Genomic DNA, 22,288 nt, shown 5'->3' on the forward strand with positions numbered 1-22,288 from the left:
ATCCATCGATTTGTTTATTCACTTGAAAGGTTTATCCTAACCATAAATCAATTCAAAACATGATACTCTCTAGAGGGAAAACGTTTGTTATCCAGTTGTTAGTTGAAGTCTATTGGAACCACGAGTGGGTTAGCTTAATGTCACGCCTTATTAGAGTCTGCGGCTTTTCGGACGCAGCGCCCAGGAGGCCATGCCAAGCGCGGCATAGAAAAGCGGAAGAATTACATTGAATCCACCAACCCCGTAATCATGAGCGAACACATGAGATAAGGCCGCACCCGTCATTAGAAAAAAGATACCGCTATAAGCCCATTCCTTAAGGCGGGGGAATCCTGGTATGACGATCGCAAGGATTCCAAGCAATTTCCAAGTCCCGAGAATGTTTGTGATATATAACGGGAAACCAATATGGGTCACTAAATCGACATTGCCACCATATCGCATCAATTGCCCGATCCCGCTTAATGCAATAGAGAATGCGAGAATGATGGTGACGGTCCAATAAGCGGCCGTCCTTCCGATATGACGGGATCCAACCTTCGCGATCTTTTCATTACTGGTAATTGTACTCATTTCTATTCCTCCTCTGGTTTCGTTTATTTAATTCTTCACAACCGGAATCCACATTTCTCCATATACAAGGTTGTCACGCTGCCCCATCTCAACCGTTGCATTGGGCCCGCCGACATAGGCGAAGTTATCGGCTTCCGGCAAGATTTGACCAAAGGCAATGCCGGTAAGCATCCGACTCAAATCATCGGACGTCTTGCCTTCGCCTTTAATGACGAGGTATTGTCCTTTAGGGAATTGGATCTCTCTGTGTTCTTCAGGTACCGGTGCCTCTGTCATGACGCCGACATAATACATCCTCTTGCGGTTTACTAGTTCGTTCACAGCAAAGATGTAGTCGTTCGCAGCGACAGCCTTTAATGCGTCAAGCCTTCCATCCTGCTCCACGGTTCGCCAGAAGTTTTCCTTCTCCTTGTCCATGCCCGCATAGTCCGTGTATTCGCTCTTCAGTTCCGTTCCAATACCTACAACGATTAAGCCGTCTTTCTCCTCAAGGGTATATGCTGCCATCATCCCAGCTCCTTTTTTTTTGATCAAATCATTTGTTTTTTCTTGATGGGTTAATCATAACGATAAATCATGTCAAAAAATGATACTGTTTAGAGGAGCCAATCAAAAAAGTAGAACGGATTAACATCATCATGCGGTACATCAACAACCGTACATTTTTACCTTTTCGGAAATCACGCATGAGTTTAACATCTCCCGTTCGACGGCGATTCGAGACAACAGGGGAATTCTAATCCTCACTGTCTTCATTAGCCCTTTTGTTTATCGCATTAGCAAAGAAAAATGGAGCAGTTGCCAACGGCAAACTACTCCATGCTAACTTAAACTATCGTTTCCCGTTAGTTGAACGAATAACATAATACGCTATACGACTAAAGGCGGGACAAAAAATGCTGCTAAGAAAAGTAAAATTGTAGAGCATCCGTACCGCCGATCCGAGTCATTCACTGGATTCGCGGTTTTTTTACTCAACTTGGTCAGCCCGGCGACCGCTCTACCCCATGCACAACCGGAAGGAGTCCAGCCTCAAGGCGTACGAGGCCACGGTGCTCAGCCCTGTTTACTGGCCGGCTCGGCCGCGTCAGCCGCCCCGGCCAGCCCGCCGCCGAACACCTCCTCGACGAGCCTCTGCGTCGCCTTCTGGAACGCCACTGCCAGTGACATTGCGACGTCGTCCACATAGTTCAAGGAGGCGGTCAGGGTCTTGCTGCCGTCGGGCGTGCTGTACATCAGTGCCGCGTAGCCCGAAATGCCGCCGTTGTGGGTAATGATGGTACCGTCGCCGTTCGGGCCGGCGTCCTGCACGAACACCCCCAAGCCATAGCCGATTTTGGGATACGGCTTGCACATCTCGGCCAGCAGCGGGGCCGGGAGGAGCTTGCCGCCCATCAGCGCGGAGATGAACGTGTGGAGATCCTGGGTGGTCGAGATCATGTCACCGCCGGTGGAGATCCAGGAGGGGTTCTGGCGGGTGACGTCGACCGTCTTCTGCTCGCCGGCGTCCTCGTACCGGTAGTAGGCGTGGGCGTGCGGTCCGGGGATCTCCGGCTGGGTGTCTGGTACCAAGGTACCCGACAGCCCAAGCGGCCCCAGAATCAGCCGCTGCATCTCCTCGGCGAGCGAGCTGCCGGTGACCTTCTCGATCAGCAGCCTGGCCAGCACGTAGTTGGTGTTGGAATAGCTCCAGTCCGTTCCCGGCTCGAATCGCACCGGTTTGGACAATGCCAGCCGTACCAGCTCCTCCGGCCGGTAGGTCTTGAACCGGTTGTCTACCCACTCCTGGCCCTGCCAGGGGATCCCCGGCACGACCGTCCCGTCTTCGTAGTACTCGCCGGTGAAGTTGAACACCCCGCTGGTGTGTTGCAGCAGCATCCGCACCGTGATCCGCCGGTCCAGCCCGAACTCGGGCAGGTAGTCTACCACCGGGTCGTCCAGCCCGATCCTGCCCTCGGCAACCAATTGCAGCACCACGGTCGCGGTGAAGGTCTTGGTGTTGCTGCCTATCCGGAAGTGCCCGTTTGTAGGCGGCTTCGCCGCCTCGCCCAGCCTGCTCACCCCGGCGCTGCCGACCCACTCGCCCTGCTCATCGTGCACGCGCAGCTGCACTCCGAGGAAACCGGAATCGACGATCTCCTGGATGGCCTTCTGCAGCTCCGGGCGATCCTGCCCGGCAGCGAATCTTTTTTCCTTCATATTTTCTGACGAACTAAAATCTTCTGTTGTTTTCTTTTCCATTTAGTTTCCCTCACTTTACTTTTTTATCAGTCCTATTGTTTTAAACTCGGTTTGGCGTTTTACTTTATCAAAGAATCCGCTTGTGTTCTTTCACTATAGAAGGCTCCGAAACGTCACCTTTCAGCACTTGGAGCTGCTTGTTGGATTTTTGCAGTCCTTTTACTTGACTGTGACTTTTGACAAATTGGCTCCCATGCCTTTGAGAGCAGCAAATGTCAGTTTATCCATCGTCGCGCCGTCAAAGCAGATCGTTTTGATCATTCGATAGTACTTCTTAGTAAAGGTAAACCCCGGGTGGAAGGAAACATTATTTAATGTAGCGCCCTTGAACGAAGCGTTGCTTAATCCCGCTCTGTCAAACTTCACGCCGATAAACGTCTGTCCGTCGAAACGCTGCCCGCTCAGATCGGAGTACTTGAAGTCAACCCCGTCAAATAAACAGCCTTCAAATATCGTTGTTTTAAGATCCGTCGTCGTTAACGTGACGTTGGTCAGCCTTACGCCCGTGAATTTGGCTCCGTTAAGATTCGCGCTGCTGAAGTTGGTTCGTACAAGAATCGACTTATTGAAGCTTGCATTTGTCAGGTCAAGCGCAGACAGGTTGCAGTCCGTCAGATTCGCGCCGTCAAAGCTGGCTTCGCGTACGTCGCTTCTCTTAAACGTACTTCCGGCCAAATCCGCGCCCGAAAAGTCGGAACCGGAGAGCGCGCTGCCCTTAAATTGTCCTTTATGGGCCGTAACGCCCGCTAAGTCACTCTTCGCCAGGTTGCTTGCGCTAAAGTTGGTCACGACTTGCTGTTCCAACGAGCGGGTGGTCATTGTCAATTTCTGATTCATTACATTCACATCTCCTTATAATAAGTTTTCTAACACACGTTTGAACCTTGATCACCTATTCATACCAACCGATGGTATGTATAGGCTTAAAAATAAGCTGCCTTTCGGCAGTTTAGTTTTCTTTGCTGACTTCTCTAGCTGACAAACGAGACAATTCCTCGAGTCGCAGAAACATTTGTTCATCGAACAGATCAAGCCCCAGGCCTTTCAATATTTCATCGAAAAACTTTAACTTGCGCAACATCATCTCGGGCGAAGCTTGGATGACCGCCGGGTTTAGCCATATGTTGGTGAGAATCATCAGCACTTCGCTAAGCTCCCTAGGATAGTCGGTTCGGATCGATCCGTCTCGCATACCCTGTTCGATGATGGGCTGGATATAGATGGGTACGGCTTTATCGATGATGTTCTCGATTTGTGCCGCCAGCATCTTCGGATTGCGCAAGAGGTTCGGTGCCACCGATGCCAATTCGTCTTGAGCGGGATTGTCGAGAGAGACGTGGGAAATTTTGCGAAGCTTTTCCAGTCCGTTCAGCTCCTTGTCGTCCCGGACACCGGACAGCATATCATCAACACCTTGGAACAAATGGTCGGTGACAGCCTGCAGGATCTCCTCCTTCGACTTGAAGTGATGGTAAATTGCCCCTTTTGTCAGGCCGCCCAGCTCATTAATGATATCCTGAATGGAGGTCTGCTCGTATCCTTTTTGTATGAACAGGTTAAGAGCCACGGTTAGAATTTGGTTGATTGTTTCTTCAGGATATTTATTCCTTGCCATTTGCCTGCTCCTTTCATACATTCGGTTGGTATGTAACAAATATATCCGATTATCCTTTTAATGTCAACACAAAAAAACAAAATCATTTGATCTGGATGTTCGGGCGCGAAGCAGCTCTACAGTTAGCCTTTCACGATGATTTGAATGTACAAAATGATCACGTCTCGTAATAAGAAATATTACTTTTATCGATCGTTAGGCTGAGTACTATACTAAGAAAGCACTAATGCGGACTAAGTATCGCGGAGTTGGCCGCCCTTCCTATGAAGCCTGAAACAAAAAATAACCAACTCCTTTGAGTTGAGTATTTTTTCAATCCATTATCCGAATGGATTGACTTATGTAAGGCTGGGGAAAACATTCGTTTGGATGAAGGAAATCAATATGTTTATTCTTTTGCTTATCGAGATCATAAAATCGAAGCGATCTATAATGTCGCAAATCCGGAAATATTTAATGAGAAGAGTTCCTTTAGTAAACGCCGGATATAATGCGTATTTTCACTGTTAGTGAGAATTCCCGCAAACCTAAATTTGCACATTTATTCACATACATACATCGATTATGAACCGGGTCAATTCGGGCGCTATTTCGCAACACTATAAAGTCAAAGGTCAAAGGAGGCAACGGTTTTATCGATTATAAGAACTTTACAACTGTACGTACAGCCGGAGGAAAAAATTCAACAAAAAAGACACCACAAAGGTGCCTCCACTTACTTTTTAGATATAACTTATGGGCATCTTCTCTGCTATGTTAATCTTTTCTGCATAAACCAATGAAACAAGTAATGGTACCTAACAAAATGACTATGAAGCTTAAGCTTGGAAATCTAAATTTAAAATCTACAATTTAATTAAAAACTAAGCCAAGTAATATAAGTTCCCCACCAATTAACATGATCTTTTTTCCAGTTAAATTATGCCGAAAAAATAAAACTGCAATAATAAGTCCAACTATAATTGTCACAATTAATAAGATACTTATGAATTCAAATCCAGTTTCCGTTAATTGGAAAATAAGATAAAAGGAATTCGTTTCCCGCCCTACTTCGGTCATTTTATCCCCCCAGGATACACTTGAGAATATTCATCTACAAAAACTCCATTCCATTAATTCTAATCTCTAGGATAGTTAATCTCCATGATATCCATAAAAGGGACCTTGGTAATAACTCCGTCCTTCTTGATGTGTACTTTTCCAGTCCTAAGTCCATTAGTTTAGCCAGCAAAATAGTGGTCCAAGCTAAAAGGTACAGTAAGAGTGTAGGGATTGATGCCGTTCAGCAGGTACATAGCTCTAAAGTCTACTATGGGGTACCGTCAGGAAAATGATTTACAACGCTAATCCCATTTTCAAGACGATTCCCACGTTTTTAACAACGTTAAGAGAGTTTTAGTGGTCTTAAAGAATCTAATGTTACTACTTTATCCGAATTATAATGGTACTAAGGAAGAGAATTTGTTTTAAATATATATTCAACTGAATGGTTGACTTATTATTATTTATTCATTATATTTAACCATATGGTTGAACAAAATAATAACTTAGATAGTATTTTCCACGCCTTGGCTGACCCAACCCGAAGAGAAATTGTTCGTCTAATTGCTTCTCAAGATCGTACTATATCAGAATTGGCAGCACCTTTTGATATGTCTTTAGCAGCTATTTCTAAGCATATTAAGGTCTTAGAAAGGGCAGGCATGATTGAAAGGATTGTAAAAGGAAGAACTCACACTTGCCGTCTTAATTCCGAATCGTTATCTATGGCTACAGAATGGCTTCGTTTTTACGAGCATTTTTGGAACAGGCAGTTTGACGCTCTCGAACGAGAACTAAATATAGCAAAAAAGGAGGAACATTAACGCAATTGCAACAAACTTATTATGATTGAATTATTCAGTAAAGGATGATTTTAATGGTTAATACATCAACAACTACACTAACAATGAAACGTCGTTTTGATTCAACTGTAGAAAGAGTGTTTGACGCATGGGTAAACCCAGAAATGATGGGTAAATGGTTATTTAATCCAGATGAAAATGCAAATACTGTGAAGAACAACTTTCGCGTCGGAGGATCCTATTCGATCATAGACCCTAAAGGAGGAGAAGCCACAGGTGAATATCTTGAGATTGACAGACCATTCAAATTGGTATTTACGTTTCAAATCCCACAATATAGCGAAACGATTGACCGAATTACAATAATATTGGATCGCTTAGATGATGGATGTGAGATGTCTTTCACGCAAGAAATAGTCGTTCCTCATGAAGAAGGATGGACCACAGAAGACATTGAAAATGCACATCACGAATTTAGAGATGGTTCCGAACAGGGATGGACGACCATGTTCAATGTTTTAGTTAAACATTTATCAAACAATAACTAGCCTAAACAGAAGTTTGTAACTTTTTTGGAAGGCTTTCATATTTTTACTTGAAGTCTCACTGTTTCGTAGTTCGAGAACACTATTAAGCTTAATTTCTCACTTATAATACCGAGAAATTAGGCTTTTTTATATTTGTATTTCCTTAACATTAGAAATCCGCACTTTCCTGACGCTACCCCACTATGGAGCCATGAAGCCTGGGTGCTATCAAATCGGGAATATACAGAGGCTGCCGCAATCTGGCCAAAACCAACGGGGTCCGATTATTGGACGTGATGAACTCATCGAAGTGATCCTCAAAATGAATCCGGCCGCAGTACCCAAGCCTAAACAAATCATTATTGAGAGCACTCCTAGCACCACTCAAGTTTGCAATCGATGCGGTAAACCCATTAGACAAAGCATCCAAGAATCCGCCGGCAAGAAAATTCCAACCATGAGGAGCTGCCAGGCAGCTCCTAGCTCTACCCTTGGCGCATACGCAACTATTGAAATGATTCAGGCATGGATGAAAACTGGACTCCAATATATGAAAACACAGTTAACCTCAAAAATGCAGGTACTTACGTAGATGAAATACTGATAACTGGCCGGCAGCTGCTTTGGTAACAACATCAGCTACCTGTTTTTCCGTCGACCTCTTTTATCTACAAATCGATGGATCAGTGAAAAACGAGGGGATGTTATTGTACTGAGCAATGATAAAGATTTGCACGAGGGTGGCTCAACTAAATGAAGCTTCCGCTTGACAAACACTTTGGTTCTATATCCTGTCATAAAACGGCCCTGTGTGTTTGTGTTGTCATAATTGGTGAGAAAAATCAACGGAAAAATGTTGATGCATCAAGGCGTATTTTCATATTTAATGAAGAGTTCCTTTAGTAAACACCGGATAAGAGACCATTTTCAGTATTAGTGAGAATTACCGCAAACCTGGACTTGCATATTTATTCACCTACATACATCGATTATGGACCAAGTCACTTCGGGCGCTATTTCGCAAATATGGAAGTCCTCGCGTTGTTTTGGCATCGGAAGAAATTAGTGGTTTGGTTTCAGGTCGACAGTAGTCCGCTCCCTGTTGAATCCCAGGCTAAGGAGGATCCTAAAGAAAAAATTACGGTGTCCACAGAACAAACTTCCCCTCTCTTTCTTGTTCCAAAATAATCCCATTCGTAACAGAATCTATATTCTGTTACGAAAGAAGCATCTAAGAAAAAACCTTCATTCTCTCTCAGCAAGAGTTTGAAGGTTTTTACGCGGCTGTAATCTTATTTAAACTAACGTTTCCCGTCGTATTATGAGGTCAGCCGGTTTTTACTGGTTGACCACTTTTGTTATGGTGGTGTATTTCTCAGTAGTCGGGCAGATCGGACGTTCCCCTGGGTCTGTAACCCGTCGCTAAAACTGATCGCCCCCTACTTGTAGAAACCATGTTTAAGTTGGTTGAGACGACCTAGATCTCGCATAACAAGCGATGTTGTGGAACTATGAGGTGTTTTAGGGGTACCGACATTTTCACTTTTAAGGGAGGGAGTATTTCATGAATCCAGTCATTGGTCTGGATATTTCAAAAGGTAAAAGTGATGGACAAGTTTTCTTAGACAAAGGCAAGCCCATGGGACACCCTTTTTGTTTTCAGCATAACCAAGTAGGTCTTAGCCAACTGCTAGATGTCGTTTCAACTGTACAGGATACAGCAGGCAAAGCCCCAGTTGTGATTCTGGAATCGACAGGACATTACCATCAGGCTGTAATTCAGTTTCTAGAAGAACACGGTATCCTATTCTTAGTTGTGAATCCTCTCATTTCACATCAAGCCAAAAAGTCAAGTCTACGGAAAGTGAAAACAGATGCAGTCGATGCCTATCGGCTCTGCGAGCTGTACTACAAAGAGGAATTTGAAGACCATATGCAACGAGGGGTTCAACTACTAAATCTTAGGCATCTAACGCGTCAGTTTGACTCGCTCACACAAATGTATGTACAGGTGAAGCTTCAGTTTCAGGCCGTTCTAGATCAAGTCTTTCCGGATTATAGAGGTATTTTCGGTGACCTTTATTCAAAAGTTTCGTTGCTGCTTCTAAAACAGTTCATGAATCCTGGGGCATTTCAAACAGCTGGCGTATCAACCGTAACACACACAATTACCTGCCTCTGCCCTAGGCGATCTGATCATTGGGCTAGTGACAAAGCAAGCTGTATCATGGTTGCTGCAGCAAATAATCCATTTCCAAAAGTGAGTTATAGTAGCATAGCCATCTAATAAGCTTAGCACTATTCATTGACTTACTTCTTCAATATCAAGAGCATCTTTCCCACCTGCAAAGTCAGATCGATGCCCTCGCTGAAGAAGTTGAATCTTATCAGATTATCCAATCGATTCCCGGAATAGGTAGCAAAATCGCTGCAACGATTTTGTCCGAGATCGGGGAAATCCATCGGTTTAATCACGCCAAAAAGCTGGTAGCTTTCGCAGGAATTGACCCTAGCGTCTACTCTTCTGGTAAGTTCACAGCGACAATCAATCGCATTACCAAACGCGGGTCTAAAAAGCTGCGTCATGCCCTATATCTCGCTGTACTATGCGGTCTAAAAAAGACCGGAAGCAAGAGGTTACGTGAATATTACGATAAGAAACGCGAAGCCGGAAAGCCTTACCGGGTTGCCCTCATTGCCTGCGTCAACAAGCTCCTTCACTGGATTTATGCCCTTCTAGTGAAGCAAGAAAGGTTTGTCGATTTAGATTAGTTAACGCATTTTTCATCCGCAAGAACAGCCTTCCAGCATGTACAGAGAAGGTTATTTAGTGCGCCTATTTTTCAGTATACCGTCATCCCGTACTTTATTTAAGAGAAAAATGTTGACAAGATATTAGCTGGTTTTAGCTTAATAGATCCCATTTGTAGCCTCAATGCCAACTACCACTTATTCTATTAATCTCCCTTACTTTTGTTTCTTCCTCGCTCGGAGCGCGGTTACTGGAAGCGTGAATAAACTGCTCATGAAAATTCGTCCAGTTGGCTACTTCCATGAGCAGATCCGTTATCTTGATTCGTGGTAGCAGCTCATAAAGGGAAAGACTGAAATTCCGGGATCTGAATTTTCAGACACAAAATAATCTCAAAGTTTATGCAACGCTAATGCTTAAGTATATCTCCTTAAAAAATTTAACATTAGTGGAACAGCATCCTCAAAAAAGGCTTCATCACCGTGTCCAGCCTTATCCAGGACGTGAAGTTCTGCTTTATCCTTTCCTGCTTTTTCTTCTATTAATTGAGCAAGTTCAATTGACTGCTGGGGAGGAACAGTATCGTCTTGTGCTCCATGAACTATAAGAAATTGTGGAATATCTGAATTAACATGTGTTATTGGTGAAAGGGCTTGAGCCTTTTCAGGAACCTCACTTGCCAGCGCACCAAAAACTAATGATTCTACCGAATCAGGATTACCATACGACAACGACGGTGAGACACCAGTTTTTAATATATGCTCACTCATTTGTTCCTTCATGGCAAGAATATTTGATGGACCACAGAAATCTATAACTCCCTGAACATCGCTTGAATAGTCGGAGTTTCCATAGGATAATCCCTCCAACTCTTTTACACCTGAGGAAGTTCCCAATAAAGATGCTAGAGTACCTCCAGCAGAAATTCCAATTGCAACAATTTTCTCCGGATTAAGCCCATATTGTTCTGCATTAGCACGCAGATATCTAATTGATGCTTTTGTATCATATACAAGTCGTGGGTACTCTCCTTCGCTGCTTAAAGTGTAATTAACACTTACTACAGCAAATCCTAATTCTCTGGCTAAAAGAGGTATCTCTAATTGAGTTCCCCTTTTGTCTCCAAACAGAAATCCGCCTCCGAAAAAGAAAACCAACACAGGAAATGGCTTTTCACCTTGGTCTGGCAGATAAATATCCAGAGTTTTTGAATCTGGTAAATCACAAAATGGTAAGTCAAGGTATTTTGTTTTAATATCTGATATATTAGCATTTACATCTTCCAAAAATTCAGGAGGAAAATTTGCAAGTATCTCCTTAACCATTTCAGATTTCGCCTTACCGCAGATAAAAATTTCTTGTTTCATATCTACATTATCCTTTCACATTGTATTGTGGTTGCCTAGCATGTCCAGGGTCCGGCGATTCTAAATCGACGTTCCTGTGCAGATGAGGCCGGTGACACTGTCGCCCGAGGACAAGATCGCGATGAGCAAATCCTGTATTGTTATAGCACAACCATAACCTTCAGACTTTTAAGTTCATTTCGTAGTCCGACACATTCATATTGCGACTTTTTACTTGTACGAAAAGTCCAAAAATGATACACCAAACCATTATTGTATATACAGACATTCTTTCAAAAACCGCAGCATACATATTATTATTTATCCCAATAAATAATGCGAAACTTATGATTCCTATAATGCAAAAAATGACACTCAACGTTGAAACCCATTTTTGTGGAAATATTCGATGAGACATCAAGCCACCGCATAATATAGATAAGTTACCTCCTACTATAGCTAACATAGCTCCAATACCATGAAACGGTTCGCCCCACCAATCATACCCAGGAAACATACCAACCATGGTTATACCAATTGCATAAATTGCAGTAAGTGCCAGACCTATGATTTTTCTTTTTGATGGCAGTGTGTTCATTATCATAAAATACGCTATAGCGAATAAAATTCCATTAGCAAAAAATCCGAAATTCATCACAAAATATAATGGGGAATTAATCGTACGCCCCATGTACTGTGTTACCACTGGTATACCCAAATCACTAATATAGTTTATGGCATATTGATACGATGGATTGCTCCAGGCATATGCCGTTATAGCTTCGCACAAAAGATAAACAACCCCTGCTAAAATAAAAAGAAAAGAACCTGCTTGCAATATTTTTTGATTAATATTTTCCATTAGTTATTTCTCCTGTCGTCTTTGTTCGATTTGCTGGTTAGAGTAAAGAACACTCCATCAAGGGAAAACATCTCCTACTTATTCAAACAACTCATTTATCGTAGTATCAATAATAAAATCTACGGCTTCTTTGGTACCACTAACAGTAAAATCAAATTGGAACATTGAAGATAATAAACAATCTACAACTTGTGTTGCCATATCCAAACTCTTCTTTGGGATAAGTCCATATTCCGAGATTAAGTTTTCCATTCTTATTTTATCGTTATTGAAATCCTGCTCCATATAATCGGGTGGTAGCTTTTGGATAATCAATGCCCACTCATCCCACATTGATGTTAACCATGACATAGTAGACAATTCTATTGCCAAAGCTTTGAGACCCTCTGCAAGGCCATGTTTACTTGAATCATTTTTCATTTTATCGTATAAAATTTGATCTAGTTCTTTTTGATATTCATCAGCGGTTTTCACAAACAGTAATTCTTTGCTTGAGAAAAATTGATAGAACGCTCCGGTAGAAATGTTTGCTCTCTGTACAATATCTCGGATACCAGTTTTTGAGTAACCATACTGCTTCCAGCATTCCTTACAAGCATTGATTAGATTTTGTTTGATTAATTGTCGTTCATGTTCTGTAAAGCTCTTAGACATACTATTGCACCTCCCATATTATACGTATGAACATTTATACAATATTGTTCATACGTTTATGTTAGATAACCTATTTCGAATTGTCAAGTACATATCAAGAAATGTTACCATACCTCTTGTATTGAGGCTTTACCCGATGAGGGAAAAACGAATGTCCTGAAGCTAGCGATAATATTTTCCGCAGGGCTGATGGAGGCAGAGGCTGGGGAGCTGTATACGGGTGACGATAGCGTAATAAATAGCGGCAGTCTTGGACTTTCATCCGTGACTGTCGTTTTCATCTTTAGAGTAAGAAAAAACGCTAAACCGGATGCAATTCAGGGCTTAGCGTATATTTTCGTTAAAATGTTGGCGGGACCCCTAATACAACGTAGTCTGATGTTTTTATTGTCTTGATGGTTAACTGGATATTGGACTCAAGCAGTGATTATTAGCGAACGAAGAACTCGTAGGGAAAGCACTCCTAGCAAATGCTCATTCGACTGCTCATTGATAATAATATCGAGGTCGTTATTTAACTCCTTAGATTTGGGATTATAAATAGGCAATAAGTTCAAGATATATGGGTAATGGTACGGTTTCACAAAAAACCAAAGTTGATAGAAGAATTAAGAATTGCCGCTGCCTATGCTCAAAAAGTTAGAATTAAATTACAGACAGGAGAAGTAATCGAAGGTAAGGCCCAATTATCAGGGGATCCGAATCGGACAAAAGTGCGCACTGATGATGGTCCATTGTGGATCCCCTATGAGGAAATTGAATTTGTTGAGCGCTTAATAAAGCTGAATTGATTAAGTAAGGCCGCCTAACGGCGGGTTTTTGATAACCTTTACACGCAAGTTTTCGTATATTTATTCATTTTCTCATTAATTGCGAAAATATTTCTCGTCAATTATGAAAAAATCATCAACAAATATGACACCACACATCTCCGCTGTGTGTTGTCATAATTGGTGAGAAAAATCAACGGAAAAATGTTGATGCATCAAGACGTATTTTCATATTTAATGAGAAGAGTTCCTTTAGTAAACACCGGTTAAGAGACCATTTTCAGTATTAGTGAGAATTGCCGCAAAATCGGATTTGCATATTTATTCAACTATATACATCGATTAGCTCGACTAGAACCAATTTGGTCGCTATTTCGCAAGTTAGCAGTATTGCGCCCCCCTGTTGAATCCAGGCTAAGGAGGATCCTAAAGAAAAAGTTACGGTGTCCACAGAACAAATCTCCCCACAACCAGTCAATGGTTTTTCGATCCCATAGTCCGTACAACCAGGTTTCAGATTCTTCCTCTGGTTTATTTCAATATTATACATATGCAGGTAAGCGCTGCAGAATCTTCACCTGCTAGCCAGCGCTCTCCTCCTTCCTTGAAGCGTTTCCTAGATAATCATCCTGACGCTATTTTGCATGAAAACGAAAGAGTCCGCCGTAATTCCGCATTCTGTCCCATCATTGTCGATGTCGATCCTCCCGATTTCAGTCTTGTAACTAGCGACAGCTGTCAATTAACTATCTTTATACGACGATTATCAAAAAGATCCATAAAAAGATCCACCCTATCAATCTAGGATGGATCTTATATAAGCAGATCAATTCAACCATAAACTTAGAATCAATCATGACCCACGATCGGGTGGGGCACATATGGCTCTTCTAGAAACGAGACTTCTTCAGGAGTTAATTTAAACGATAGAGCTCCTACGGCAACTTCAAGGTGAGATGTTTTCGTAGCACCAATAATAGGAGCTGTTACAGGATCTTTCTGCAGCAACCAAGCAAGTGCGATATGAGTACGGGGGACGCCATGATTTGCAGCGACTGATGCAACTCGCTCTGCTACTAACCGATCAGCATTCAAAGTCCCATCGTATTTAAACTTTTGAATTTGGTCGGTTTCGGAACGCAGAGTGGTTTCTGAACAATCACGTGTCAATCTACCTGATGCGAGTGGGCTATATGGGGTCACCCCAATCTTTTCCTCCCTACAAAGCGGGAGCATTTCTCGCTCCTCTTCTCGGTAAATGAGGTTTAGATGATTTTGCATAGTCACAGGCAAAGCCTAGATACATCCAAACCAGTGTTCCCAAGTTTTACATACTCCATTTGAATTCCCCTCTCCTCCGTTTATTTCCAATCCCACGACGAACCATTCTTCAACAATGTTACCGAACAATGTAGATGTATCGATGACAAACCGAATAACGAACATGGCCCGTTATCCCCAAGCTTTACGTATCATTTCCCATTCTAGCTAAATTCGCGGCGGCGGGGCAGTGAGTACCACAGTCCGTCGAGCCAGTCCAGCTGCTGTTCCGTCAGCGCATTCATTTCGGCAGCTTGCAGGCTCGCGTCCAACTGCTCCGAACGACTGGCACCAATGATGGCAGAGGTGATGCCCGGCTGCTGCATTACCCATTTCACGGCCGTTGTCACCGGATCCAGGCTGTACTCTTCGCACCAGGTCCGATATCGTTCAACTGCGTCGAACGTCGCTTCTTTCCAGTAGCGCTCCTGGTATAAAGCACCCGCATTGTTCCGGAGTCCAAACCGGGTTCCTTCTTCGATGCGGGCGTTTTTTCCATATCGGCCTGTCAGCATGCCCCCTGCAAGTGGGTTGTAGCTGATTATGCTGATCCCCTCGTCAAGCGCCATGGGAACCATGTCGTCCTCAATCATCCGAATCAGAAGATTATAGCGCGGCTGAACACTTACAATCCTGGAGTAATTTTTCCGGTCTGCAATGCCATTTGCCTTTGCCACCTGCCATGCAAGCCAATTCGAGATCCCGATGTAACGAACTTTGCCTTGCTGAACAAGGTCATCGAATGCACGAAGTGTTTCATCCATTGGTGTTTCCGGGTCGAATTGGTGAGCCTGGTAGAGGTCAAGATAATCCGTCTTTAAGCGGCGTAAACTGTCCTCGACCGAGGTCATGATGTGCTTCCGGCTTAATCCTCGTTCGTTGGGGCCAGGTCCCATAGAGCCGAAACACTTTGTCGCAAGCACCACTTTATCTCGTTTACCCTGCAGCCACTCCCCGATGATCGACTCGGTTGCACCCGCGACGGCATGCGATTCCCTTCCGATCGGATACACATCGGCCGTGTCAATGAAATAAACGCCGGCTGCATAGGCTTTATCCAGGATTTGAAACGAATCCTTTTTGTCCGCCTGATTCCCAAAAGTCATGGTTCCCAGGCATAATCCGGTTACCTTCAATCCCGTATTTCCGAGCGAACGAATATCCATCGGATCACCTCTCTTAACATACTGAATGACATCTTTTTATGATTTGTCTTTCGCAAATACTTCTTTTGCAACCATCATAGCTGTCATGGCCTTCGGCCAGCCTGCATAGAAAGCAAGATGGATCATCGCTTCGATACTACTTAATTCTTCGTGTGCCATATTTAATTCTACTTTCATTTATTCATTATAAATTTCTTTGGCAATTCTAAATGCTGACCAAGCTTTTGGCCAGCCTGCATAGAACGATAAATGAGTGATGATTTCCGAAATTTCATCTTTCGTTACTCCGTTTATTTTTGCTTTCTTTAGATGTGCAGTTAATTGTTCAAAGTTTCCACCAGCAATTAGCGCAGAAACTGTAATCATACTGCGATCGCGTGGAGAAAGTTCTTTCTCCCTTGACCAAACTTCACCGAATAAGACATCATCATTCATTTCAGCAAATTTTGGTGCAAATTCCCCTAAGAAGTCTCTTCCTGCTGTTTGTTTTTCTGCCATTTTTATCATACCTTTCGTTTTTATATTCTCACATGCCATTAGCTTAGGAATAACGGGGAATTGATTTTTACATAAGCTGTTTCGTTGGACGAATAATTACTTCATTCCACGCAGCGTCATCTGGTAAGTCAATTGCATGCTTAATTGTCAAAGCCACTCTATCAGCTGGATTCTAAAAGTTCAGTATTAATAGTTCCTTGGAGATATAATAGTGACACGTACAATGGTTTCATCCTGTGCCATCTCTTCTCGTAAAGATTCACTAATTGCACGTATTGTACTACCCTCTATTTGTCGATAAAACTTGCGTATTCTGCTGGATAGCGATCTCCCATAATTTCGATCTTAGATAGCGATTCATTTAAATCTCGTAGTTCCTCAGTAGTCAGTTCAACGTCCACTGCACCAAGATTTTCTTCCAGACGTTCTAATTTAGTTGTTCCTGGAATTGGAACAATCCATGGTTTCTGGGCAAGTACCCATGCGAGTGCGATTTGAGCTGGCGTTGCGTCCTTCCCTGCAGCAATCTTCTTGATCAGATCGACCAAAACTTGGTTTGCTGTGAGATTCTCCGGTTGAAACCGAGGTACAATACTGCGGAAGTCGGAGTTAACGAATGTAGCATTCTTATCAATTTTGCCGGTAAGGAAACCTCTACCCAATGGACTAAACGTAACGAAGCCGATTCCGAGTTCCTCAAGCGTAGACAGCAGTTCTTCTTCGGGATTTCTCCACATCATGGAGTACTCACTCTGGACTGCTGTGAGCGGCTGAACTTCGTGTGCACGACAGATCGTTTTGACTCCTGCTTCTGAAAGCCCCCAATGTTTAACCTTACCCTCCTGGATTAGATCTTTGACGGCTCCAGCTACCTCCTCGATTGGTACATCGGGATCAACCCGATGCTGATAATATAGATCAATGGCTTCGACATGAAGTCGTTTAAGTGAGCCTTCAACGGCCTTCTTGATATGCTCGGGTCGACTATCCAACTTCGATTTTCTGTTACCTTGAAGGTCAAAGCCGAACTTGGTCGCAATGATTACCTGGTCCCGATAAGGAAGGAGTGCTTTCCCTACGAGTTCTTCGTTCGCATAAGGTCCGTACACTTCGGCTGTGTCAAAGAAGGTCATTCCACGGTTAATCGCCGAATGGATCAACGATATCATTTCTTTCGTGTCTGATGCTGGGCCAAAACCGGAGCTCATCCCCATACAACCGAGCCCGATTACGGAAACTTCGATCCATTTTTCCCCAATTTACGTTTTTGCACTACTTATCTTCCTTTCTTTTTTATTATTTCACTTAAATTTCGAGTGTTGATCATTAATTGTGTTCTATATAATTATGTGACAATTTAAAAAGCGACGGGTATCAAATTCTTATCAAATGATTGCCTAATCATATCACCGCCATTCCCACGACTTCGAGTATGCTTTAGAATACAATTGGTAAGGATAACGATCCAAGGAGGATGCCATGACTGATTCAATCCAAAAAAATCAGATGGAGCTCGTCAAAATCATAGAGAAATTTTCGGAACAGGATGGTGCTCACGCTACTGCGATCCCGTCTTTATTTTTTCTTCGCCGCTCCACAGTTACCGAACTAAGTCACAGCATATACAAGCCACGCATATGCATTATCGTTCAGGGGGCGAAAGAGGTATTTCTGGCAACGGAACGCTTTAGGTACGGTCCTAGTGATTACCTGGTTGTTTCGGTTGATCTGCCCGTTTCCGGGCAAGTGACGGAAGCTTCTCGCAACGTTCCGTACTTGGCCCTCCATCTTGATTTCACACCAAGTCAAATTTTGGATGTTATTCGTGATTTCAAAATCCAAGTCGGAAAAAATGAAAATGCTAACCGGGGTATGTTTGTGAGCCCAACCGAGTCATCGATGTTAGATGCGGTAATCAGGTTAGCTCGTTTGCTGGAAAGTCCGAGTGATATTCCGGCACTTGCTCCTCTTTATACGAAGGAAATTCTCTATAGAGTTTTGCAAGGTCCACATGGAGGTTCATTGGAACAAATCGCAATCGATAAAAGTTCTACTCGTCTTATCAGAGACGTTATCGAACAGATCGTGAATAACTATGATCACTCTCTTCGGATTGAGGAACTTGCGGAAATAGCTAATATGAGTATTTCTTCACTTCATCGGCACTTTAAAGAGGTAACCGCAATGACTCCAATTCAATACCAAAAACAATTGAGATTACAAAAAGCACGGCAAATGTTATTGTCTGAGCCAACCGATGCAGCTGATGTCGCATTCCGGGTTGGTTATGAAAGTCCTTCGCAATTCAGTCGCGAATATTCCCGCATGTTTGGTTTTCCGCCCAAGGAAGATATAAAGCGATTGCGGGAGAACTATGACGAAACGATAAACGCGTGAGTCCCTTAGGGATGTGCTGTTATCATTGTAATATCGTTCCACGAAAAAACGGCAGCCTGGATGCGTGTGCCGTTTTTTCGTGTCTGTCTTATTTTAAATTGCTGCATTCTCATCACAGATTCTGATGGTGGCTTTCAATGGGTATAGATTTCTTTAAGTAGCTGCTTTTGTATTCTTTTGGGGTTTTATACTCCATAGGATAAAAAACGAGATCATGACAATCGCCAGACACACCCAATATACATCCCGGAACCCTGCAAATTGAGCAATGATACCGCCGCCCAAATTTCCTAGTAACCGTCCTATAATGGATCCGTTATAATAGATCGTTGTAGACATGCCAGGGGAATTCGGAAGTAGCTCTGTGAAGTAACTTAATCCATTGCCCATTACAATAGCAACAAACGCAGCTTGCAAAAGTTGTGCTGCGATCAGCTGCCAGGAAGCGGTCGAAACACTTAATATGAGGTTGTATAGTACTGCAATAAAGCAGGCGCTGATCATCAAAAAATGGTTCGAAATCTTTTTACTCAAGGCGCCTAGCACAAACATACTAGGGATCTCCAGGCCGGCACATATACTAACAACCAATCCAACATCGGTATGCGAACCTTGAAGCTCGGCTACAATGAACAATGGCGTGACAATTCCGTTTACAGCATTGACCGCAAATAGACAGATAAAAGCAATCACAGGATACCAGATTTGCTTACTGTTGGGTGAAGCTGTGCCTGGACCCGATCGTTTCTTTTGGACTGTAATTTTCTTAGGTAGAAATAGAAACACGAGTGATGCGATTGTAAGAAAAATGGCCGAAGTCCCCATAAAGAGCCCTTTGTATCCAACAGCTCCTAAAATGATTGTTCCAACTAAAGGCCCTATTAGGAACCCAAGAGACACTACGGTTCGTAATATAGACATTGCAAATGTCTTGTCATCAGAGTTACTTTCATTTGCCGATTCCTGGGCGTAAGCATAAATTTGCGGCATGGCGGCAGCCCCTAATCCAGTAAAAAAACTAACGATAATAAGCAAAATCAAGAAGTTATCGAACAGTAAATATGAGATATAGCCTAGTGCAGATGAAGACGTGGCTATAATAATTATGAATTTTCGGTCCCGCATGCGATCCGAATGTTTACCAATGAACGAGTTTGCCACTACGCCGCTTAATGAGCTCACGGCCGTGAAAACACCGAAGGTTCCCGCGCTCATTCCCAAATTCTCTGTACAATAGAGAGCTAAGTACGGCAGCGTAATCGAAATTCCAATGCCTACCAATAGAACACAGATGACAAATAAGCGGTATCCTTTGATAGCAAACAAATTTTGAAGTCGTGTGTTCAACTTAAGCCTCCTTAAAGCAATGGTGATTACCGCTCTTGACTAGTGGGACGGATGAGCATTTCATTGATCGCTACATTAGATGGTTGTTCAATGGCAAAAGCGATGGCTCGAGCGATGCTTTCGGCTTCAATTGCACGTTCATACATTTTTTCTACTACAGGTTTAAATTCCATATCAGTAATGGATTCCGGTAATTCGGACTTAACCATTCCTGGCGAAATGATGGTCGACCGGATATTGTTATCAGCTTCTTCCTTACGCAGTCCTTCTGAAATCGCGCGTACAGCGAACTTGGTTCCAGCATAGACTGCGCTCCCAGCGCCAACAACGTGCCCGGCTACGGAAGATAGATTAATAATGTGACCTGATTTACGCTCTCTCATGGAAGGAAGAACAGCTGCGATGCCATAAAGAACGCCTTTGATGTTCACGTCAACCATTTGGTTCCAATCATCCACTCGTCTTTTATAAAGAAACGAATTTGGCATTAATCCGGCATTATTGATCAGAACGTCAATTTTCCCAAATTCCTTAAGCGTATAGCCTGCGAGTTCTTCCATCTGTTCGACAGATGTTACATCGGTTACTTTGTAAATCGCTTGCCCACCATGACTTTGAATATCTTGTTGCAATTTCTGTAATCGTTCTTCACGGCGAGCAGCTAATACTAACTTTGCACCTTTGGATGAGAGTTCTTTAGCTGTTGCTTCCCCAATTCCACTTGAGGCGCCAGTAATAATGACTACCTTGTCTTGAATATTTGACATCCTGACATCTTCCTTTGTTTGGTCAATTTATTTGTTATATGACTTTCCGGTGGTCTTTCGAAATAGCGATTGTTAAATATCCAGTGTACGGGTACCGATCCATTTAACCATTTCAGGATCGTTATGTGAAAAGAATAAGCTTTGCTTCGTGTCTAACGTTGTAATTAACTCCATATCTTCTTGTCTTAGTTCAAAATCAAAGATATTAAAGTTTTCGGTAATTCTTTCTTTACGAACAGACTTTGGAATCACAACAATTTCTCTTTGTGTTAGCCAACGCAAAACGACCTGGGCAACGGATTTACTGTACTTTTCAGCTATGGATACCAGTACCTCATTCTGGAACAAGTTATTTTTCCCTTCGGCAAAAGGCCCCCAGGATTCGATTTGAACATGGTTCTCTTTCATGAATTTTGCACTTTCGATTTGCTGATTGAAAGGATGCGTTTCAACTTGATTTACGGCAGGGACTACTACATTATGAATAATCAAATCGATCAGACGATCCATCTGGAAGTTACTGACTCCAATGGAACGGACCTTTCCTTCACGGTATAATTCCTCCATAGCACGCCAAGAGCCATACACATCTCCAAATGGCTGATGAATTAAATACAAGTCCAAATAATCCAATTGCAATCTTTCCAGCGATTTTTCAAATGCTCTTTTTGTGCGCTCATAACCAGTATCCTGAACCCAAAGTTTAGTCGTGATAAATAATTCCTCTCTTGCCACACCACTCCGTTTGATTCCTCTGCCCACAGCTTCTTCATTTAGATACGAGGCAGCTGTATCAATCAGCCGATAGCCTGCCATGATAGCGTCATAAACACTTTGTTCACACTCACTTTGATCTGCAATCTGAAATACACCAAAACCGAGAATAGGCATCTCAACACCATTGTTCAAAGTTACTTTTTGCATATAATCTCCTCCACTTTTAGAATTTTATTTATCAATAGATTTGGCCTATCCATACGTTCTATGACAGTCCGCACTTTGTCATCTTGCATTTCAGAGCGCAAGCAGGTAAGTCCTTCTCAGCGCCATCCCAGCAGAAAATCCAGCTGGCCGACACTGCATTCTACTGCTGCTCCATAAGTATGATTGCCCCTTTATTATGTATGAATTCATTTCAAAGCCGGTAGCCCGATTATGTTGAATCATTGCCTATTAATGTCACCACTGATACGAAACAGGGATGTTCCAAACTACAGTGCTGATTTATAAAGGGGCGTTTTCATATTTAATGAGACAATCTCCTTTAGAAAGTTCCGAATATGGAACTATTTCAGAATTCGTGAGAATATCCGCAAAAGCGCAATTGCATAAATCGGAGAATAATTTACATCAATTCCCTGAGAAAGAACACAAAAAAGCTTACCATTGAAAAATCACAATGATAAGCTCTTCAAAAATTCGGGAAACGGTAATGTGTTCATGTGTTTGATGCATGCTGTTTAAAATTTAATGATGACAGAACCTCTCAGGAAGTTCGGTTTTTAATTATTTCCCTCCCGAATCTTTAGTCTCCAGGTTTCATGCCGTCAAGGCAGCCTAACCTTATACGGTTTAACTTTTTGGGGTCACTCCACGAATCGGCGGTCTT

General features: G+C 42.8%; 19 protein-coding genes and 4 pseudogenes. 7 read left to right on the forward strand and 16 right to left on the reverse strand.

Going from position 1 to position 22,288, the window contains the following annotated elements:
* Nucleotides 1-150: 150 nt before the first annotated feature.
* Together CJP46_RS29160 and CJP46_RS29165 are read right to left on the reverse strand one after the other, a co-directional pair.
* Entirely contained in the window at nucleotides 151-573 is a 423-nt protein-coding gene (locus tag CJP46_RS29160) for a DoxX family protein (RefSeq protein ID WP_094599138.1), read from the reverse strand.
* A 27-nt stretch (nucleotides 574-600) separates the two neighbouring features.
* A complete protein-coding gene (locus CJP46_RS29165) occupies nucleotides 601-1,080 on the reverse strand; it encodes a GyrI-like domain-containing protein (protein WP_094599139.1) in 480 nt (159 codons plus the stop codon).
* Nucleotides 1,081-1,181: 101 nt separating this feature from the next.
* Between CJP46_RS29165 and CJP46_RS36300 the strand changes: the two are divergent.
* Nucleotides 1,182-1,309, forward strand: a pseudogene (locus tag CJP46_RS36300) (helix-turn-helix transcriptional regulator); the annotation flags it as partial.
* A 320-nt stretch (nucleotides 1,310-1,629) separates the two neighbouring features.
* Here the strand turns inward: CJP46_RS36300 and CJP46_RS29170 are convergent.
* The 3 genes from CJP46_RS29170 to CJP46_RS29180 form a co-directional block, all read right to left on the reverse strand.
* Nucleotides 1,630-2,814: a serine hydrolase domain-containing protein gene (locus CJP46_RS29170; protein ID WP_218831067.1), complete on the reverse strand. Its 1,185-nt coding sequence runs from the start codon at nucleotides 2,812-2,814 to the stop codon at nucleotides 1,630-1,632.
* 159 nt (nucleotides 2,815-2,973) lie between these two features.
* On the reverse strand, nucleotides 2,974-3,651 hold the full coding sequence (locus tag CJP46_RS29175; RefSeq protein ID WP_094599140.1) for a pentapeptide repeat-containing protein: 678 nt from the start codon (nucleotides 3,649-3,651) through the stop codon (nucleotides 2,974-2,976).
* A 112-nt stretch (nucleotides 3,652-3,763) separates the two neighbouring features.
* Nucleotides 3,764-4,429 carry a TetR/AcrR family transcriptional regulator gene (locus CJP46_RS29180; RefSeq protein ID WP_094599141.1) on the reverse strand — a complete coding sequence of 222 codons (666 nt, stop codon included), beginning with the start codon at nucleotides 4,427-4,429 and terminating at the stop codon, nucleotides 3,764-3,766.
* 1,190 nt (nucleotides 4,430-5,619) lie between these two features.
* On the opposite strand from CJP46_RS29180, the gene CJP46_RS37260 reads away from it, so the two are divergent.
* From CJP46_RS37260 to CJP46_RS29210, 4 genes and pseudogenes are all read left to right on the forward strand, one after another.
* Nucleotides 5,620-5,763, forward strand: coding sequence for a restriction endonuclease (locus CJP46_RS37260; RefSeq protein WP_256992592.1), 144 nt, complete (start codon nucleotides 5,620-5,622; stop codon nucleotides 5,761-5,763).
* 192 nt (nucleotides 5,764-5,955) lie between these two features.
* Nucleotides 5,956-6,294 carry an ArsR/SmtB family transcription factor gene (locus CJP46_RS29195; RefSeq protein ID WP_094599219.1) on the forward strand — a complete coding sequence of 113 codons (339 nt, stop codon included), beginning with the start codon at nucleotides 5,956-5,958 and terminating at the stop codon, nucleotides 6,292-6,294.
* A gap of 53 nt (nucleotides 6,295-6,347) precedes the next feature.
* Nucleotides 6,348-6,821 (forward strand): SRPBCC family protein, encoded by a 474-nt coding sequence (locus CJP46_RS29200; RefSeq protein ID WP_094599144.1) that lies wholly within the window; start codon nucleotides 6,348-6,350, stop codon nucleotides 6,819-6,821.
* 1,543 nt (nucleotides 6,822-8,364) lie between these two features.
* Nucleotides 8,365-9,572: pseudogene (locus tag CJP46_RS29210) on the forward strand (IS110 family RNA-guided transposase).
* A gap of 396 nt (nucleotides 9,573-9,968) precedes the next feature.
* Here the strand turns inward: CJP46_RS29210 and CJP46_RS29215 are convergent.
* From CJP46_RS29215 to CJP46_RS29225, 3 genes are all read right to left on the reverse strand, one after another.
* Nucleotides 9,969-10,919, reverse strand: coding sequence for an alpha/beta hydrolase (locus tag CJP46_RS29215; protein ID WP_094599145.1), 951 nt, complete (start codon nucleotides 10,917-10,919; stop codon nucleotides 9,969-9,971).
* A gap of 160 nt (nucleotides 10,920-11,079) precedes the next feature.
* Nucleotides 11,080-11,760, reverse strand: a complete 681-nt coding sequence (locus tag CJP46_RS29220) for a DUF998 domain-containing protein (RefSeq protein ID WP_094599146.1) — start codon at nucleotides 11,758-11,760, stop codon at nucleotides 11,080-11,082.
* Nucleotides 11,761-11,838: 78 nt separating this feature from the next.
* The gene (locus CJP46_RS29225; protein WP_094599147.1) at nucleotides 11,839-12,414 is read right to left on the reverse strand and encodes a TetR/AcrR family transcriptional regulator; all 576 of its coding nucleotides are present in this window, start codon (nucleotides 12,412-12,414) and stop codon (nucleotides 11,839-11,841) included.
* Between the two features lie 569 nt (nucleotides 12,415-12,983).
* On the opposite strand from CJP46_RS29225, the gene CJP46_RS29230 reads away from it, so the two are divergent.
* Nucleotides 12,984-13,205, forward strand: a complete 222-nt coding sequence (locus CJP46_RS29230; protein ID WP_094599148.1) for a hypothetical protein — start codon at nucleotides 12,984-12,986, stop codon at nucleotides 13,203-13,205.
* Nucleotides 13,206-14,033: 828 nt separating this feature from the next.
* Here CJP46_RS29230 and CJP46_RS29235 read toward each other — a convergent pair.
* From CJP46_RS29235 to CJP46_RS29260, 5 genes and pseudogenes are all read right to left on the reverse strand, one after another.
* Nucleotides 14,034-14,471 (reverse strand): annotated as a pseudogene (locus CJP46_RS29235) (aldo/keto reductase); the annotation flags it as partial.
* 197 nt (nucleotides 14,472-14,668) lie between these two features.
* Entirely contained in the window at nucleotides 14,669-15,670 is a 1,002-nt protein-coding gene (locus CJP46_RS29240) for an aldo/keto reductase (protein WP_094599149.1), read from the reverse strand.
* A 36-nt stretch (nucleotides 15,671-15,706) separates the two neighbouring features.
* Entirely contained in the window at nucleotides 15,707-15,829 is a 123-nt protein-coding gene (locus tag CJP46_RS37265) for a carboxymuconolactone decarboxylase family protein (RefSeq protein WP_256992582.1), read from the reverse strand.
* 18 nt (nucleotides 15,830-15,847) lie between these two features.
* Nucleotides 15,848-16,168, reverse strand: a complete 321-nt coding sequence (locus CJP46_RS29250) for a carboxymuconolactone decarboxylase family protein (protein WP_094599150.1) — start codon at nucleotides 16,166-16,168, stop codon at nucleotides 15,848-15,850.
* A 287-nt stretch (nucleotides 16,169-16,455) separates the two neighbouring features.
* Nucleotides 16,456-17,441: pseudogene (locus CJP46_RS29260) on the reverse strand (aldo/keto reductase).
* A 206-nt stretch (nucleotides 17,442-17,647) separates the two neighbouring features.
* Here CJP46_RS29260 and CJP46_RS29265 point away from each other — a divergent pair.
* Complete coding sequence (locus CJP46_RS29265) at nucleotides 17,648-18,565, forward strand: AraC family transcriptional regulator (protein WP_094599151.1); 918 nt, start codon at nucleotides 17,648-17,650, stop codon at nucleotides 18,563-18,565.
* A 153-nt stretch (nucleotides 18,566-18,718) separates the two neighbouring features.
* Here CJP46_RS29265 and CJP46_RS29270 read toward each other — a convergent pair whose 3' ends face one another.
* The 3 genes from CJP46_RS29270 to CJP46_RS29280 form a co-directional block, all read right to left on the reverse strand.
* The gene (locus tag CJP46_RS29270; RefSeq protein ID WP_094599152.1) at nucleotides 18,719-19,912 is read right to left on the reverse strand and encodes a sugar efflux transporter; all 1,194 of its coding nucleotides are present in this window, start codon (nucleotides 19,910-19,912) and stop codon (nucleotides 18,719-18,721) included.
* Between the two features lie 26 nt (nucleotides 19,913-19,938).
* The gene (locus CJP46_RS29275; protein WP_094599153.1) at nucleotides 19,939-20,679 is read right to left on the reverse strand and encodes an SDR family oxidoreductase; all 741 of its coding nucleotides are present in this window, start codon (nucleotides 20,677-20,679) and stop codon (nucleotides 19,939-19,941) included.
* Between the two features lie 72 nt (nucleotides 20,680-20,751).
* Nucleotides 20,752-21,603: an aldo/keto reductase gene (locus tag CJP46_RS29280; RefSeq protein ID WP_094599154.1), complete on the reverse strand. Its 852-nt coding sequence runs from the start codon at nucleotides 21,601-21,603 to the stop codon at nucleotides 20,752-20,754.
* Between the last annotated feature and the right edge of the window lie 685 nt (nucleotides 21,604-22,288).

This window comes from Paenibacillus sp. XY044 (genome assembly GCF_002257645.1).
Classification (GTDB): domain Bacteria; phylum Bacillota; class Bacilli; order Paenibacillales; family Paenibacillaceae; genus Paenibacillus_AQ.

What these genes read in the sequence shown, in the direction of transcription:
- CJP46_RS29275 (WP_094599153.1), bottom strand. Translation starts at nt 20,679, where the DNA reads ATGTCAAATATTCAAGACAAGGTAGTCATTATTACTGGCGCCTCAAGT.
- CJP46_RS37265 (WP_256992582.1), bottom strand. Translation starts at nt 15,829, where the DNA reads ATGGCACACGAAGAATTAAGTAGTATCGAAGCGATGATCCATCTTGCT.
- CJP46_RS29250 (WP_094599150.1), bottom strand. Translation starts at nt 16,168, where the DNA reads ATGGCAGAAAAACAAACAGCAGGAAGAGACTTCTTAGGGGAATTTGCA.
- CJP46_RS29165 (WP_094599139.1), bottom strand. Translation starts at nt 1,080, where the DNA reads ATGGCAGCATATACCCTTGAGGAGAAAGACGGCTTAATCGTTGTAGGT.
- CJP46_RS29170 (WP_218831067.1), bottom strand. Translation starts at nt 2,814, where the DNA reads ATGGAAAAGAAAACAACAGAAGATTTTAGTTCGTCAGAAAATATGAAG.
- CJP46_RS29280 (WP_094599154.1), bottom strand. Translation starts at nt 21,603, where the DNA reads ATGCAAAAAGTAACTTTGAACAATGGTGTTGAGATGCCTATTCTCGGT.
- CJP46_RS29195 (WP_094599219.1), top strand. Translation starts at nt 5,956, where the DNA reads ATGGTTGAACAAAATAATAACTTAGATAGTATTTTCCACGCCTTGGCT.
- CJP46_RS29230 (WP_094599148.1), top strand. Translation starts at nt 12,984, where the DNA reads ATGGTACGGTTTCACAAAAAACCAAAGTTGATAGAAGAATTAAGAATT.
- CJP46_RS29240 (WP_094599149.1), bottom strand. Translation starts at nt 15,670, where the DNA reads ATGGATATTCGTTCGCTCGGAAATACGGGATTGAAGGTAACCGGATTA.
- CJP46_RS29225 (WP_094599147.1), bottom strand. Translation starts at nt 12,414, where the DNA reads ATGTCTAAGAGCTTTACAGAACATGAACGACAATTAATCAAACAAAAT.
- CJP46_RS29215 (WP_094599145.1), bottom strand. Translation starts at nt 10,919, where the DNA reads ATGAAACAAGAAATTTTTATCTGCGGTAAGGCGAAATCTGAAATGGTT.
- CJP46_RS29200 (WP_094599144.1), top strand. Translation starts at nt 6,348, where the DNA reads ATGGTTAATACATCAACAACTACACTAACAATGAAACGTCGTTTTGAT.
- CJP46_RS29180 (WP_094599141.1), bottom strand. Translation starts at nt 4,429, where the DNA reads ATGGCAAGGAATAAATATCCTGAAGAAACAATCAACCAAATTCTAACC.
- CJP46_RS29265 (WP_094599151.1), top strand. Translation starts at nt 17,648, where the DNA reads ATGACTGATTCAATCCAAAAAAATCAGATGGAGCTCGTCAAAATCATA.
- CJP46_RS29175 (WP_094599140.1), bottom strand. Translation starts at nt 3,651, where the DNA reads ATGAATCAGAAATTGACAATGACCACCCGCTCGTTGGAACAGCAAGTC.
- CJP46_RS29160 (WP_094599138.1), bottom strand. Translation starts at nt 573, where the DNA reads ATGAGTACAATTACCAGTAATGAAAAGATCGCGAAGGTTGGATCCCGT.
- CJP46_RS29220 (WP_094599146.1), bottom strand. Translation starts at nt 11,760, where the DNA reads ATGGAAAATATTAATCAAAAAATATTGCAAGCAGGTTCTTTTCTTTTT.